This is a genomic window from Candidatus Spyradosoma sp. SGI.093 (genome assembly GCF_050314555.1).
GTDB lineage: Bacteria > Verrucomicrobiota > Verrucomicrobiia > Opitutales > UBA953 > Spyradosoma.
Map to the genome: position 1 here is coordinate 38,921 of NZ_JBNPNH010000009.1, position 14,497 is coordinate 53,417.

Below are 14,497 nucleotides of genomic sequence, written 5' to 3' on the forward strand. Positions count from 1 at the left end.
TTTTGCCCGCGCGCGGGCGCCGGTTCACTCGATCGTCGGGGAGGCGAGGCCGTTCACGACGTCGGCGGTGACGACGACGCGGCGGACGTTCCCGCGGTTCGGGAGCTCGTACATCGTGTCGAGCATGAACTTTTCCAGAATCGAGCGCAGCCCGCGCGCGCCCGTGCCGAGCGCGATCGCCTTCTTCGCGACGGCGGCGACGGCCTCGTCCTCGAAGACGAGCTCGACGCCCTCCATCGCGAAGAGCTTGCGGAACTGCTTCACGAGCGCGTTCTTCGGGCGCGTGAGAATGTGCTCCAGGTCCTTCTGCGTGAGCTGCGAGAGCGCGGAAACGACGGGCAGACGGCCGATGAACTCGGGAATCATGCCGAACTCGAAGAGGTCTTCCGGCTGAAGCTCCGCCATGATCTGCTCGGCGGAAAGCGTCGCGCCGGTCTTTTCCGAGACGTCGAAACCGAGGAACTTGTTGCCGATGCGCGAGCCGATGATGCGGTCGAGCCCGACGAAGGCGCCGCCGCAGATGAAGAGGATGTTCGACGTGTCGATCTGCACGTATTTCTGGTCGGGGTGCTTGCGCCCGCCGTTCGGCGGCACGTTGCTGAGCGTGCCTTCGATGATCTTGAGCAGCGCCTGCTGCACGCCTTCGCCGGAGACGTCGCGCGTGAGCGAGGCGGAATCGCCCTTGCGGCCGATTTTGTCGATTTCGTCAACATAGACGATGCCGGTCTCGGCGCGCTTCACGTCGCCGTCCGCCGCTTGGAGCAGGCGCACGAGAATGTTCTCCACGTCGTCGCCGACGTAGCCCGCCTGGGTGAGCGTCGTCGCGTCCGCGATGGCGAAAGGCACGTCGAGCACGCGCGCGAGCGTCTTGGCGAGCAGCGTCTTGCCGCAGCCCGTAGGACCGATGACGAGAATGTTGCTCTTTTCGACTTCGACGCCGCGGAGCTCGTCGCCGACGGGCGTTCCCGCGGGAACGGACTCGGCTTCGGCGGCGTTCCCGAAGAGCTTGTCGTTCAGACGCTTGTAGTGGTTGTAGACGGCGACGGAAAGAACCTTCTTCGCCTGCGACTGACCGATGACGTAGTCGTCGAGCACGGCGCGGATCTCCGCCGGTTTTTTGAGCGCGATGGGCTTGAGCGGCCGGGGCTCGGGCTTCTGTTCGGTGCGCATCTTCGCGGCGGTCGCGGCGACCTTGGCGGGCGTCATGGGCTCGGCGGCGGCGTTCCTGCGCGCGCCCTGCCCTTCGGTCATTTCGACGCAGAGCTTGGCGCACTCGTCGCAGATGTTGGCGCCGTCGGGACCGATGATGAGGATTCCGACTTCGCTGCGGGAACGCCCACAGAACGCGCATTTGGGTTCGTCTTTGGCCATTGGGAAAGAAGATTTTTAACCGCAAATGAACACGAATTCACGCGAATTTTTCGGATGCATTTCGTTCATTCGTGAAAATTCGTGCAATTCGTGGTTTCTCAAAATCATTGCTTCGGAGTGATTACTGTATCGACGATGCCGTAGTCGAGAGCTTCCTGCGCGGTCATGTAGTGGTCGCGGTCGGAGTCCTTGGCGATCTGCTCGACAGACTTGCCCGTGTGCTTGGCGAGCACGTGGTTGAGCGTCTCGCGCCAGCGCAGAATCTCTTTCGCGGCGATGGAAATGTCCGCCGCCTGTCCGCCCGCGCCGCCGCTGGGCTGGTGAATCATCACGCTCGAGTTCGGGAGCGCGTAGCGCTTGCCCTTCGTGCCCCCGGCGAGCAGCACCGTGCCCATCGACGCCGCCATGCCGACGCAGTACGTGACGACGTCGCACTTCAGAAACTGCATCGTGTCGTAAATCGCCATGCCCGCGGTGACGCTCCCGCCCGGCGAATTGATGTACACGTGGATGTCCTTCTTCGGGTCCTCCATCTGCAGAAAAAGCATCTGCGCGATGACGGCGTTCGCCACTTCGTCGTAAATGGGCGAACCGAGAAAGATGATGCGGTCCTTGAGCAGACGGCTGTAAATGTCCCACGACCTCTCGCCGCGGGCGTCGCGTTCGACGACGCTGGGAATGATGTAGCTCATGATTCGGGAAAAAATTTTTAAGGGAAGAATGGTACTGCAATTCGCGTGCCGCGACAAAGAGAAAATGACGCTCTCCGCCGGCGCGGCGTTCCCGCGGACGCGAAAAAAACGGGACGCGGCCGTCGCCGTGTCCCGAAACGTTTCCGAAGCGCCGCGCGCGCCTCACCACTGATTGTTCAGGTTCTTGGTCTTGACGTCGTTCATGTCGAAGTTGCGCGTCTCGCAGCCGCGGATCGGAGCGGGAGACGTGCGCTCGAACTCGACGACGTCCACGACGTTCGCGCCCTTCTTGAGGAACGGCGCCGGGCAGTAGAGACGCAGCTGCGGGCCGACGGGCTTGCCGTCGGGCGTGCGGCTCCAGTAGCGGCCGAGATTGTGCCCGTTGACGTAGAGCACGCCCTTGCCCCACTGCGCCATGTCCAGGAACGTGTCGGCGGGCTTGTTCAGCGTGAACGTGCCGCGGAAGTGCGCGCCGGGCATGTCCTTCTCCTGCGCCTTCGCCTTCTGCGCGTTCACGACGGATTCCTCCGAAAGCGTCTTGGGCACGACGGTCCATTTCTTGAGCGGGGCGCCGTCGAGCTTCACTTCGCCGACGATGCCCTTGCGGTCGCTCTCCATCGTGCCGCCGTAGTTGATGTGTCCCATGCCCTCGACCATGATTTCGAGCTGCGCGGGCTTCGCGCGCGCGGGAACGGCGATGTCCGTCTTCTTCAGGCGGCGGTCGACGGTCGCGATGAGCTTGCCGTCGAGATAGACGTGCGCGTAGTCGTGAATGCCGTCGTAGCTGAGCGTTCCCGCCGCGCCCGCGGGAACGGTCGTGCGGTAGAACGCGAGCCCCTGGTTCTGGCCGAACGCCTCGAAGTACGGCGCGTCGTTGAACTTGCCGCCGTTCTTGAGCGGCTGAAGGTTGTCGCGCAGATTGGCGAAGAACTTGGGCGTGAACTCCTTGACCTCCGTGACGGGAATCGGCTTCGGGAGCGCGGGGAGCTTTTCCTTGCCCTTGAGCGCGTTCGCGATGATTTCGCGGTACTGGTGATATTCCTTCGTCGGGCGCCCCTGCTCGTCGATGGGCGAGCCGTAGTCGTAGCTCGTCAGGTCGGTGTGGTAGTCGCCGCCGAACTCCTTGCGCGGGTCGTTGTTCGCTCCTGCGGTGAAGCCGAAGTTCGTGCCGCCGTGCACGGGGAAGACGCTGAACGAGCGCCCCGTCTCCATGTACCAGCGGATGTTGCCGGAAAGGTTGGTCGGGTTCCAGTTGCCCTCGCCCCAGCGGCGCAGCCAGCCCGGATACGTCTCGGAGGAAAACACGGGAACGCCGGGATTCTTTTCGTTGGCGGTTTTCCAGTGGTTGTCGCTCGTTCCCGGGTCGAGCCCGACGGCGACGTCCTTGTCCGGATAAATCAGCCCGCCGAGGTGGTAGTGCGACGCGCCGTCGGACATGTAGAACGGCCCGAAGCCCTCCTTTTCCCAAAATTCCTTGAGCCATTTCAGATACGAGACCTCCTTGCGCGGCCAGCTCCCGTATTCGTTCTCGATCTGCGTCATCAGAATCGGGCCGCCGTTCTTCGCGAGGAACGGCCTGGCGATCTTCGCCATCTCCTTCAGGTAGCGCGTCTGCGCCTTCATGAAGTTCTTGTCGGAGACGGTGCGGATCTTCGCGCCCTTTTCCTTGAGCAGATACGAGGGCAGCCCGCCGAAGTCCCACTCGCCGCAGATGTACGGACCGGGGCGGAAAAGCACCCACATGCCGTTTTCCTGGCAGAGGCGGAGAAACGCGGCGATGTCGCGGTTGCCCGTCTTGAAGTCGAAGGAGCCGTCGGGCTGCTCGAAGTCGTTCCACATGGTGTAGAACGCGATCGTGTTCAGCCCCATCGCCTTGCACATCTTGATGCGGTGATCCCAGTATTCGCGCGGAATGCGCTGCGGGTGCATCTCGCCGCCGCGGATCTGGAACGGCTTCCCGTCGAGCAGGAAGATGCCGTCGTTTTTGTTCGCCGGATTTTCCGCGAACTCGAACTTCACGGCCTTCGGCGCCTTCTTCTGCTGCGCGAACGCGGCGGGAACGCCGGAAGACAGCGCGAGCGTTCCGGCGAGCAGTGCAATGACAAGTTTGGAGATTTTCTTCATGGTTTTTAAGGGGATTGAAAGGGGATTACGGGGAGAATCAAAAGGTTAAAGAATCTGAAGAATCAAGCGGCGCCAAGGGCGTTTTTCGTGAACCGAAGCGCGTTCCCGAAATCCGCCCCGGACCGCCTGAGCTTTTCGCGTCTCATTCCCAGTCCAGACCGACGTCGATCCAGGGAACGTTGTGAGTGAGCGCGCCGCACGAAACGAAGTCCGCGCCGACCGCGCCGAGCGTCGGCAGGCTTTCCAGCGAAACGCCGCCGCTGATTTCCGTCCACGCCGCGTCGCCGATCAGCGCGACCGCGCGCTTCAGGTTCTCCACGGAAAAATTGTCCAGCAGAATGACGTCCGCGCCCGCCTCGAGTACGGGCGGAATCTGTTCGAGCCGATCGACCTCGACCTCGCTGGGAATGTCCGGACGGCGTTCCCGCGCGCGCCGCACGAGCTCCGCGAGCGCCGAGCCCGCCGTCGCCTCGTCCGCCGCGAGATGGTTGTCCTTGAGCATGAGCTGGTCGAAGAGCCCGAGGCGATGGTTCCAGCCGCCGCCGCACGCGACCGCGTACTTGTCGAGCACGCGGTGGCCGGGCGTCGTCTTGCGCGTGTCGAGCAGACGCGTCTTCACGTCTCCGAGCGCGGCGACGTGACGCGCGGTCTGCGTCGCGATGCCGCTCATGCGCTGCAGAAAATTCAGCATGACGCGCTCCGCCGTCAGCATTTCCGCGGCGTCCCCGCGGATCGTCGCGACGACCGTGCCCGCGGGAACGGCGTCGCCGTCCTTCGCGAAAAATTCGGCGGACGCGTTCCCGCCGTAAATCTTCAGGATCGCGGGAATCATGCTCAGCCCCGAAAGCGTGCAGGGCTTGCGCGCGACCAGATCCGCGGCGGCGGTCTTGCCGCGCGGCGCGGAAATCTCCGTCGTCGGATCGCCCGCGCGGGCGGGACGCATCGCGGAGACGAGCCCCTCGCCGGCGACGTCCTCGTCGCGCGCGAGACTCACGATTTTTTCGATGTAGGCGGGATCGATGTTTTCCCAGGCGAGGCGGTGCGCCATGCCGGACATTGCGTCGAGTGACTTTTTCATGATGCCGACAATGAAACCCGCCCTGCCCCGCCCGCGCAAACTTCTTTTTCTCCGCCCGACGAGGAAACGCGCGGCGTCACATCTCGTTGAAGTGCATTTCCGCGCGGAGGACGTCGTGCAGCGTGACGACGCCGACGAGGCGCCCCGCCCCGTCCTCGACGACGACGAGCCCGTCCGCCGCCTCGATCAGCAGACGCTCGACTTCACGGATCCGCGTCTCGCGGGAACACGCGGGAACGCCCCGCAGCGGAAGCGCGCCGACGGAGAAGTCGCCGCCGCGGGCGAGAGCCGCCTCCAGCGTCTCGCGCAGGACGAGCCCGCGCGCGCGCCCCGCGCCGTCCGCGACCGGGAAGCGCGCGAAGCCGTACTCTGCGAGCAGCGCGGCGGCGTCGGCGGCGGAAGCGTCCTCGCGCAGCGTGCGCGGCGCGAAATTGGCGATGCGCGACACCGGGGAATCCTGCCACGCGCGCAGGTCGCGCGGCGGAATGACGCGCGAAATCTCCTTGCCGTCCTGCGCGAGCACTTCGTCGTAAAAACCGTTTTTCGAGAAAAATTTCGAGACGGCGACGCTGACGATTCCGCCGAGCATCAGCGCGGGAACGAGCGAAAAATGGTGCGTCATCTCGAAGACGAGCAGCACGCCCGTCACCGGCGCGCGCACGACCGAGCCGAAGCACGCGCACATGCCCACGACAGCGAGCGCGGAAACCTCCTCCGCGCCGACCGCGGGAACGCAGAGCGCGAGCGCGCCCGCGAGCGCCGCGCCGCAGGTGCCGCCGAAGAACAGCGCCGGAGCGAAGATGCCGCCGCAGCCGCCCAGCCCGTAGCAGAGCGCCGTCGCCAGCAGCTTCGCGCCCAGAAGCAGCGCCGCGACGCCCCACGCGAGCTCCGCGTTCAGCGCCGCGCTCAGGTCGCCGTAGCCGAGCGAAAAGACGCCCAGCCGCCCCGTCGCGAGAAAGACCGCGCTCCCGATCGCCCAGACGCAGAGCGCGCCGACGACGATCTTCGCCGCCGCGGGAACGCGCGGGAACGCCGTCCGCCCGCGCGCGCGCACGCCCAGCGCGAGCTTCTGAAACGCCGCGCCCGCGAGAGAGGCGAGCGCCGCGATCGGCGGCGTGAAGACGTACACCGCCCAATTCGCGCGCACCGTCGCCGGAATCGTGAAGACCGACGCGTCGCCCATGAAGAAATGCGCCGTCAGCGCGCCCGTGACAGCGGCGATCAGAATCGCGCCGATCAGGCGGCTGTTCAGATTTTCGACGACCTCCTCGAGCACGAACGCGACCGCCGCCATCGGCGCGTTGAAGATCGCCGCCAGCCCCGCCGCCGCGCCCGCCGCCGCCGCCTCGCGCCGCATGTGCGCGGGAACGCCGAGCGCGCCCGCGAGATTCGACGCCGCGCCGCCGCCGATCTGCACCATCGGCCCCTCGTTCCCGAGCGAACAGCCGCCGCCGACCGTCAGCGCGCTCCCGAGAAACTTCGTCCACGTCGTGCGCCAGCGCACGACGCCGAAATCCTTCCAGAACGCGAGCTTGAGCTGCGGGCTGCCGCTCCCGGCGGCGTCCGGACAGAAGCGCGTGACGAGCAGCGCCGCCGTCGTCGCCGTTCCCGCGAGCGCGAGCAGCGAATACAGCAGAAATTCCGGCGCGCTCAGCCGCGCGAAGCGCGCGACGCCGTTTTCGTAAAGCCAGTGAATCGAGTTCTGGAACGCGACCGCCGCCAGCCCTGCCGCGACGCCGCACAGCACCGGCCGCGCGACGATCTTCCACCTGGCATTTTTCTCGCCGAAAATCTTCATCGTTTTTCCGGACGATTTTTTAGGCTTCGGCGCGCGACGCAATCCAGATTTCGCGGGAACCGTCTCCCGTTTTCCCGGACGCCTTTCTTTAAGCTTTAAGATTCGGGCGGCAGGTTCTATCCTCGCGGACATGAAAATTTCCCGAATCGCGATCATCTGGAACTGCGCGAAGCCCGGCGCCGAAGCGTGCCTGGACGCCGTCGTCGCCGTCGCCGAAAAGCACGGAATCGCGACGCAGATCTCCAAGAACCATCCGATCGACCGGGACGTGCTCGCGGGAACGCAGCTGTGCTGCGTGATCGGCGGCGACGGCACGATTCTCGGCGTCGTCGAGAGCGCCGTGCTGAACCGCGTGCCGATCTTCGGCATCAATCTGGGCAAGCTCGGCTATCTCGCGAATTATTCGGCGAAGGACATCGAGCGCGATCTCGAGGACGCGCTCGCGGGGCGCTGCCGCAGAGTCTCGCGCTCGCTGCTCGAATGCGCGCTCGCGAACGATCCCGCGGGAACGCGCCGCCTCGCGCTCAACGACGTCGTCATCAAGGCGAGCGAAAACTTCCAGATGACGGCGCTGCGCGTCGATTCCGTGGAGCACGGCACGATCAACACCTTCCGCGCGGACGGGCTGATCTTTTCCACCGCGACGGGCTCGACCGCCTACAGCCTCGGCGCCGGCGGTCCGCTGATCCACACCGACGCGGACGTCTTCGCGCTCACGCCGCTGTGCCCGCACACGCTCTCCAACCGCGCGGTCGTGCTCCCGCGCGGCATGACGATCCGCGTGGACGACGTTTCCGCCGGCGTCCCGACGGGCATTTCCATCGACGGGAACGCCCCGCTTTCCGGCAAAGGCGCGTTCCCGCTGACGATCCGCATGTCCGACGCGCGCGTGGAAATTCTCCAGCCGCCGACGCTCTCGGAATTCGAGATTCTTCGGACGAAGCTCCGTTGGGTCTGAGCGCGCTCCCGCGGGAACGCGCGCCGAAAAACGCGATGCGCAAAATCATCCACATCGACATGGACGCGTTCTTCGCGTCGGTGGAACAGCGCGACGCCCCCGAGCTGCGCGGTCTTCCCGTCGCCGTCGCGCGCGACGCGCCGCGCAGCGTCGTCACGACCGCGAGCTACGAAGCGCGCCGCTACGGCGTCCGTTCCGCGCTTTCCGTCGCGAAGGCGAAACGGCTCTGTCCGCGCCTCGTGCTCGTGCCGCCGCGCATGGGCGTGTACAAAAAGATCTCCGCGCGCATCCGCGAAATCTTCGGGCGCTACACGGAGCTCGTCGAGCCGCTCTCGATCGACGAGGCGTTTCTCGACGTCACGGACAATCCCGAGGGCAAGACCGCCACGCGGATCGCGAAGGAAATCAGGGCGGCGATAAGAAACGAGCTCGGGCTGACGGCGTCCGCGGGCGTCTCCTACAACAAGTTTCTCGCGAAGATCGCGTCCGACCTGCGCAAGCCCGACGGGCTCTCGCGCATTCTGCCCAAGGACGCGGAAGCGTTCCTGGAACGGCTGCCGATCGAGGCGTTTTACGGCGTCGGCCCCGCGACCGCGCGGCGCATGCGCGAGCTCGGCGTCACGGACGGCGCGACGCTGAAGGCGCGTTCCCGCGAGGAGCTCGAAACGCATTTCGGGAAGGTCGGCGAATGGCTTTACGAAATCGTGCGCGGGCGCGACGAACGTCCCGTGCGTCCGGACCGCGAACGGAAATCCGTCGGCGTCGAGGACACGTTCCCGCAGGATTTCGTCGGCTTCGACGCCTGCGCGGAAGCGCTCGGGCCGATCGTCGCGGAGCTGCTCCTCCGCCTCGAAAACGCCGCCTTTCTCGGAAGCACGCTGACGCTGAAGATCAAATTTTCCGATTTTTCGCAGATCACGCGCTCGCGGACGCGGGAACGCGTCTTCGACGGCAGGGCGGACGTCGAGGGAACGGCGCTCGCCCTGCTCCGCGAGCACCTGCCGCCGCGCAAGCCCGTGCGTCTGCTCGGCGTGACGATTTCCCGCGCCGCTCCCGCGCCCGCGCGCCGCGACCCGAGCCAGCTCGAACTGCCTTTGGAAAGTGGAGGAGTTTAAAAGGTCGAGGAGTTGAAGAGTAAAGAGCTTAACAGCTGAAGAGCTTAAAAGTTTAACGGTTAAGCTTTTCGGCTCTTAAACTTTTCAACTCCTAAACTTCTAAACTCCTCAACTCCTAAACGTTCCTCATCGCTTCTTCTTTCCGCGGAGGGCGGCGCGCTCGACTCGGAAACGCGGCGTCTTCCCGCCGGCGGGCTTCCCCTTTTCCTCGTCTTTGCCGAGCGCCTCGGGAACGAAGCGGAAATCCATCGTGCGGCGGAAACGGTCCACCCTCGCGATCTCCACGGGAACGGTCTGCCCGAGCCGCAGCGTCCGGCGCGTGCGCCGCCCGACGACGGCGCTCCCGTCGCCCGTGATCTGGTAGAAGTCGTCCGTCATCGACGAAAGCGGAATCAGCCCGAACGCCTGAGAAATCTTCAGCTCGACGAAGAGCCCGCGGGAACGCACGTCCGTGATCACGGCGTCGAAGACGTTCTTCTTCGGGCGCAGCGCCTCGCGCTCGAAGAATTCGAGCAGCTTGATTTTCGTCGATTCGCGCTCCGCCTCCATGGACGAGCGCTCGGTCTCGGAGATGTGTTCGGAGACGCCCTTGAGCTCTGAAAGCGAAATTGAGGGCAGCTTCTTCGCGGGCGCGCCGGGAAGGCGGTTTTTCTGCAGGTAGAAATCGAAAACGCGGTGGACCGTCAGGTCGGCGTAGCGCCGGATCGGCGAAGTGAAGTGCGCGTAGTACGTCTTCGCCAGACCGTAGTGCCCGTCCGCCTTCGGGCGGTAGCACGCCTGCTTCAGCGCGCGCAGGAAGCGGATGCGCAGCGGGTAGGCGTCCTCGCGCCCGTCGAGAATCTTGAGCAGGCGGACGACTTCCGCGCGCTTCGTCAGGTCGCCCGTCTTGATGCCGGAATCGAGCAGCTCTTCGCGCAGGTCGGCGAGCTTTTCGGGCTCGGGCGCGTCGTGCACGCGCGAGACGTACGGCAGATGATCCCGCGAAAATTCGCGCGCGACGCTCTCGTTCGCGAGCAGCATGAATTCCTCGACGAGCTGGTGAGAGGCGTCGTGCTCGACGCGCGCGATGCGGTCGGCGAAGCCGTCGGCGTCCACGTAGATCTTCACTTCGGGCATGTCGAGATCGAGCGCGCCCGCCTTCATGCGGCGTTCCCGCAGGACGGCGGCGATGCGCCAGAGCGCGCGCACGCCGCGGCGCAGCTCGTCGAGCTCGCCGTCGTTCAGATCCGCGAGCGCGCGGCCGGGATAGCCCGACTGATGCTCGGGAACGGGCGGAATGCGGCGCAGCGCGGCGTTGTCGTCCTCGTTCATCAGCGCGAACGCCTGCCCGTAGGTCAGCCGCTTGCGCGAAGCGATGACGGTGCCGGCGAACTCCGTGCGGAGGATTTCCTGTTTGTCCGAGAACGTGAAGAAGACGGACTTCGTCAGGCGGTTTTCGTTTTCGATGAGCGAGCACAGCCCGCTCGAAAGCGCGTGCGGGAGCATCGGAATCACGGTGCCGACGAGATAGGTGGAATTGCCGCGCGCGCGCGCCTCGGCGTCGAGCGCCGTTCCCGGGCGCACGTAGTGCGAGACGTCCGCGATGTGCACGCCGACGCGCGTCGCGCCGCCCGGAAGAAATTCGATCGAGAGCGCGTCGTCGAAATCCTTGGCGTCGTCGGGATCGATCGTGATCGTGAAGATCTTCCGCACGTCGAGGCGCCCCTTCATGTCGCGCGCGGGAACGCTCTGCGGCAGCGCCGCGGTCTCGCGACAGACGGCGTCGGGGAATTTCGGCGAAAGCCCGTAGCGGTAGAGAATCGCGCGGTATTCCGCGAGCGGCGTGTGCGAGACGCCGAGCACCTTTTCGATTTCGCCGGTCGGATTCTCGCTGCGGCGCGTCCATTCGTCGAGGCGCACGACGACTTTCTCGCCGTCCTTCGGGCGCGGGAACAGCGGCGAGCGCGCCGGATCCTGCACGAGAATCTCCATGCTCATCTTCGGATCGTCGGGAACGACGCTCCACGCGTAGCGCGTGCGCCGCAGCGTTCCCGTGGTCGTCGCGAAGGCGCGTTCGAGAATCTTCACGACGGCGCCGAACTCGTAGTCGTCGTCCGCCGCGTAGGCTTCGCGGAAACCGCCCTTGCGCCGCTTCTTTTCGATGCGCACGACGACGCGGTCGCCCGGGAGCGCGACGCCCGTGTCCTCCGCGCGGACGTGCACGGGCGGATGCGGCTCGGAGCCGTCGGCGGGCGCGTCGGGAAGCACTTTCGCCGAGCCGCCGGAGCGGAAGACGATTTTCCCGCTGACGAGATTCGCGTCCGCGGGCAGGCAGTAGCGGTCGCGCTTCACCTGCGCGATTTCGCCGTCGCGCACCATGCGCGGCACGACCTTCTTGAGGCGTGAAAAGATTTTTCCGCCGCCGCCGAGAGCCTTGTAGAGCTCGTCGAGGCGCAGCGGCACGTAGTCCTTGCGCCGCATCAGTTCGAGAATCGAATCTTTGAGTTCCATGATTGAATGCTTGCTTGCAGGTGAACGAGTAATGAGCGGGTCGATCGCGGGAACGGCACACCGACTTCAGCGCGCGATCAGCAGACAGACGGCGTGCACGGCGATTCCCTCGCCCGCGCCGATCGCGCCGAGCTTTTCGTTCGTCGTCGCCTTCACGCCGACGCGGTCCGCGGGAACGCCGAGCGCCGCGCCGAGCTTTTCGCGCATCGCGGGAACGTGCTTCCCGATCTTCGGGTGTTCGGCGATCACGGCGACGTCCGCGTTCCCGACGATGTAGCCGCGAGCGCGCGCCTCCGCCGCCGCGCGTTCGACGATCTTCAGCGAATCCATGCCGGCGCACGCGGGATCGTCCGGCGGGAAGAAATGCCCGATGTCCGGGAGCGCGAGCGCGCCCAGCACGGCGTCCGCGAGCGCGTGCGCGACGACGTCGCCGTCGGAATGCGCGACGCAGCCGACGTCCGCCGGAATTTCGACGCCGCCGAGCACGCAGCGCAGCCCGGGCGCGAGACGATGCACGTCGTAGCCGAGCCCGACGCGGAAAGGCGGGAACGCGCCCGCGGAAGTTTTTTTCTGATTTTCGGAATCCATGATTCTCCTCCGTTTCGCGGTCATTTCTTTTTGGCGCGCAGCCGCTGCAGTTCGCGCTTCCACTCCGCCACAGGAGCGGAGGCGACGCGGTGCCTTTCGGCGCAGGCGACCGCCTCCGCCAGCGCGTCCGCGCGCGCGAATTCGGGCACGAGGCGCCCGTCCAGCGTAGCGCGGTAAAATTCCGCCGCGCGGTCGGCGTTCCCGTGTTCGGCGAGAAAACGCGCGACCTCAAGCGCAAGGCCCGGATTTTCCGCCGCGAAATTCCGCGGGAAATACGTCCACGCCGCGCGCGGATTCTTCCCGTCGCGGGAACGTGCGATCGCGTATTCGAGCGCGAGACCGGGCGCGTAGAGCCGCGCCTCGTCGAGCAGCTTTTTGGCGTCGCCGTCGAGTCCTTCGGCGCGCGCGAGCTGAGCGGCGCGCAGATACGCGTATTGGTGAAGGCGCGTCGGACGCCCTTCCCGCGCGTCGTTCAGCTGCGCGTCGAGGCTCTTTTTGAACGGGCGATAAAGCGGGTCGCCGACGAAAACGCCCTGCCAGCTGAACGCGGGAATCGAGAACGCCGCGGCGTCGCCCGCCGTCATGCCCGAGGCGAGCGCTTCCGCGAAGTAATGCGGGTGGTGCGAGAGCCCGAGATAGGGCTCGAAGACGTTGCCGACGGTCGCCGCCGCGCCGCGCGCGACGAGCCCCGCCGTCCACGCGCTGCGGGAACGCAGCGTCTCCGCTGAAAAACTGTGGATGTGCATCGCGCACGCGCCCGCGGGAAAGCGGAATTTCGGATCGAGAAAACATCCGCCGACGCGCGCCGAATACCAGCCGAAATAAAACGCGGGCGCGTCGTAGCGCGACGTCGCGGGCATCAGCGCGCGCGTCGTTTCGGCGCTCGTTTCGAAGCCGAGTCCGCGCAGCGTCTTTTCCGTCGCCTCGAGCCAGGCGTCGCCTTCCTTGTGCGGGCCGCCGCGATCGACGCAGGCGCGCCCCATCAGCCCCTTCGCTTCGGCGCGCAGCGCGCTCTCCGTCAGCGCCTTCGCGTCTTCGGCGGTCGGGCCGTCGAGCCGCGCGACCTTCAGAAGAAGCCTGCTCAGCACGCGGTTCTTCGCGTCGCGGAAAAACGGATTGGGCACGGCGCCGTTGATCGGCGCGTCGGGGACAGCGACGAGCGCGAGCTCGGAATCGACGGACGCCTCGTTTTTGTCCAGCGGCGCGCGCGTCGCGCCTTCCGCGAGCGGCGCCAGCTTTTCCGGATCGTTCGCGATGCGCAGCGGCACGCCGCGGCAGAGCACGAGATAGGCGATGCACTCGCCAGCGCGCGCCTTCGTCGGATCGAAATTCGCCGGAAGCGCGAGCAGGACGCGCCCCGCGGCGTCGCGCTTTTCCGTCGGCGTGCCGTCCACGAGCCCGCGCGCGCACAGTTCGTGCAGCAGCGGGAAATGCACCTCGTCGGCGAAGACGCGCCAGGAAATCGTCTCCTCGCGCGGGAGCGTCAGCGCGATCAGATTCTTCTCGGGAACGCCGCGCGCGGCGACGTAGTGGCGGGCGACGTCGAGCGATTCCGCGTCGGCGGCGTTCGCGACGACGTAAACGCGTTCCCGCAGCGCGGCGTCGTCGTTTTCGGCGGCGGGCGCGGGAAGGCGGAAGACGGCGAAAAGCGCCGTCGCCGCGAAGAGAATTTTTCTCGGAAGGAATTTCATCGATCCGGACCTTTGAGCCTTGCGTCAGAGCGTTCCCGCGGCGGCGGCGGCGGAAATCTTCCCGATCAGCGAGGTCGTCGAGAAGCCGGGCAGGAACGGCAGAAATTCGATGCGCGCGCCGCAGGATTCGAGCGCGGCGCGTTCGTCGGGATTGAGCGTCTCCAGCGTGTAGTCGCCCGCCTTCGCGTACACGTCCGGGCGCAGCGCGCGGATTTCCGCGTCCAGCCGCGGCGTGTGGAAAAAGAAGATTCCGGAGACGAAGCCGAGCGCGCCGAGCACGAACGCGCGCTCGAGATCGCCCTGCACGGGGCGCGTCGGGCCTTTGAGCGCGCGGACAGAATCGGCGCCGTTGAGCCCGATCCAAAGTTCGTCGCCGAGCGCGGCGGCGTCCCGCAGATAAAAGACGTGCCCGCAGTGAAGCAGATCGAAGCAGCCGTTCGTCAGCACGAGTTTTTTGCCTTCCCGCGCCAGCGCTTCGCGGCGCGCGACGGCGGCTTCCAGGCTCGGGAACAGTTTCGGATTTCGTTCGAGGGGGGATTCCATGCCGCGATTATTGTTCCTCCCGCCCGATTATCCAACATTTTTTTGGCGC

11 protein-coding genes are annotated in these 14,497 nt (G+C 66.0%); 2 read left to right on the plus strand and 9 right to left on the minus strand.

The window, feature by feature from the left end:
* Window positions 1-24: 24 nt before the first annotated feature.
* The 5 genes from clpX to ACQREB_RS08025 form a co-directional block, all read right to left on the minus strand.
* Window positions 25-1,371 carry an ATP-dependent Clp protease ATP-binding subunit ClpX gene (gene clpX, locus ACQREB_RS08005; RefSeq protein WP_427767463.1) on the minus strand — a complete coding sequence of 449 codons (1,347 nt, stop codon included), beginning with the start codon at window positions 1,369-1,371 and terminating at the stop codon, window positions 25-27.
* A gap of 104 nt (window positions 1,372-1,475) precedes the next feature.
* Complete coding sequence (gene clpP / locus ACQREB_RS08010; RefSeq protein ID WP_427767465.1) at window positions 1,476-2,063, minus strand: ATP-dependent Clp endopeptidase proteolytic subunit ClpP; 588 nt, start codon at window positions 2,061-2,063, stop codon at window positions 1,476-1,478.
* Window positions 2,064-2,225: 162 nt separating this feature from the next.
* Entirely contained in the window at window positions 2,226-4,187 is a 1,962-nt protein-coding gene (locus ACQREB_RS08015; protein WP_427767468.1) for a beta-galactosidase, read from the minus strand.
* A 142-nt stretch (window positions 4,188-4,329) separates the two neighbouring features.
* The gene (gene nadC / locus ACQREB_RS08020) at window positions 4,330-5,265 is read right to left on the minus strand and encodes a carboxylating nicotinate-nucleotide diphosphorylase (RefSeq protein ID WP_427767471.1); all 936 of its coding nucleotides are present in this window, start codon (window positions 5,263-5,265) and stop codon (window positions 4,330-4,332) included.
* 76 nt (window positions 5,266-5,341) lie between these two features.
* Window positions 5,342-7,063 carry a chloride channel protein gene (locus ACQREB_RS08025; protein ID WP_427767473.1) on the minus strand — a complete coding sequence of 574 codons (1,722 nt, stop codon included), beginning with the start codon at window positions 7,061-7,063 and terminating at the stop codon, window positions 5,342-5,344.
* Window positions 7,064-7,193: 130 nt separating this feature from the next.
* Here ACQREB_RS08025 and ACQREB_RS08030 point away from each other — a divergent pair, with 130 nt between their 5' ends.
* A complete protein-coding gene (locus tag ACQREB_RS08030; RefSeq protein ID WP_427767476.1) occupies window positions 7,194-8,021 on the plus strand; it encodes an NAD(+)/NADH kinase in 828 nt (275 codons plus the stop codon).
* A 35-nt stretch (window positions 8,022-8,056) separates the two neighbouring features.
* Window positions 8,057-9,136, plus strand: a complete 1,080-nt coding sequence (gene dinB, locus ACQREB_RS08035) for a DNA polymerase IV (RefSeq protein ID WP_427767478.1) — start codon at window positions 8,057-8,059, stop codon at window positions 9,134-9,136.
* A 126-nt stretch (window positions 9,137-9,262) separates the two neighbouring features.
* On the opposite strand, the gene ACQREB_RS08040 is transcribed toward dinB, so the two are convergent.
* The 4 genes from ACQREB_RS08040 to ACQREB_RS08055 all read right to left on the minus strand — a co-directional run bounded on the left by ACQREB_RS08040 (window position 9,263) and on the right by ACQREB_RS08055 (window position 14,448).
* The gene (locus tag ACQREB_RS08040; RefSeq protein WP_427767481.1) at window positions 9,263-11,626 is read right to left on the minus strand and encodes a ribonuclease R family protein; all 2,364 of its coding nucleotides are present in this window, start codon (window positions 11,624-11,626) and stop codon (window positions 9,263-9,265) included.
* A 66-nt stretch (window positions 11,627-11,692) separates the two neighbouring features.
* Window positions 11,693-12,214, minus strand: a complete 522-nt coding sequence (gene ispF, locus ACQREB_RS08045; protein WP_427767484.1) for a 2-C-methyl-D-erythritol 2,4-cyclodiphosphate synthase — start codon at window positions 12,212-12,214, stop codon at window positions 11,693-11,695.
* Window positions 12,215-12,234: 20 nt separating this feature from the next.
* The gene (locus ACQREB_RS08050; RefSeq protein ID WP_427767486.1) at window positions 12,235-13,905 is read right to left on the minus strand and encodes a TIGR03790 family protein; all 1,671 of its coding nucleotides are present in this window, start codon (window positions 13,903-13,905) and stop codon (window positions 12,235-12,237) included.
* A gap of 24 nt (window positions 13,906-13,929) precedes the next feature.
* Entirely contained in the window at window positions 13,930-14,448 is a 519-nt protein-coding gene (locus ACQREB_RS08055; protein ID WP_427767488.1) for an adenylyltransferase/cytidyltransferase family protein, read from the minus strand.
* Window positions 14,449-14,497 lie beyond the last annotated feature (49 nt).

Excerpts from the sequence above, each read along its gene's own strand:
- clpX (WP_427767463.1), bottom strand. The coding sequence starts at position 1,371 with ATGGCCAAAGACGAACCCAAATGCGCGTTCTGTGGGCGTTCCCGCAGC.
- clpP (WP_427767465.1), bottom strand. The coding sequence starts at position 2,063 with ATGAGCTACATCATTCCCAGCGTCGTCGAACGCGACGCCCGCGGCGAG.
- ACQREB_RS08015 (WP_427767468.1), bottom strand. The coding sequence starts at position 4,187 with ATGAAGAAAATCTCCAAACTTGTCATTGCACTGCTCGCCGGAACGCTC.
- nadC (WP_427767471.1), bottom strand. The coding sequence starts at position 5,265 with ATGAAAAAGTCACTCGACGCAATGTCCGGCATGGCGCACCGCCTCGCC.
- ACQREB_RS08025 (WP_427767473.1), bottom strand. The coding sequence starts at position 7,063 with ATGAAGATTTTCGGCGAGAAAAATGCCAGGTGGAAGATCGTCGCGCGG.
- ACQREB_RS08030 (WP_427767476.1), top strand. The coding sequence starts at position 7,194 with ATGAAAATTTCCCGAATCGCGATCATCTGGAACTGCGCGAAGCCCGGC.
- dinB (WP_427767478.1), top strand. The coding sequence starts at position 8,057 with ATGCGCAAAATCATCCACATCGACATGGACGCGTTCTTCGCGTCGGTG.
- ACQREB_RS08040 (WP_427767481.1), bottom strand. The coding sequence starts at position 11,626 with ATGGAACTCAAAGATTCGATTCTCGAACTGATGCGGCGCAAGGACTAC.
- ispF (WP_427767484.1), bottom strand. The coding sequence starts at position 12,214 with ATGGATTCCGAAAATCAGAAAAAAACTTCCGCGGGCGCGTTCCCGCCT.
- ACQREB_RS08050 (WP_427767486.1), bottom strand. The coding sequence starts at position 13,905 with ATGAAATTCCTTCCGAGAAAAATTCTCTTCGCGGCGACGGCGCTTTTC.
- ACQREB_RS08055 (WP_427767488.1), bottom strand. The coding sequence starts at position 14,448 with ATGGAATCCCCCCTCGAACGAAATCCGAAACTGTTCCCGAGCCTGGAA.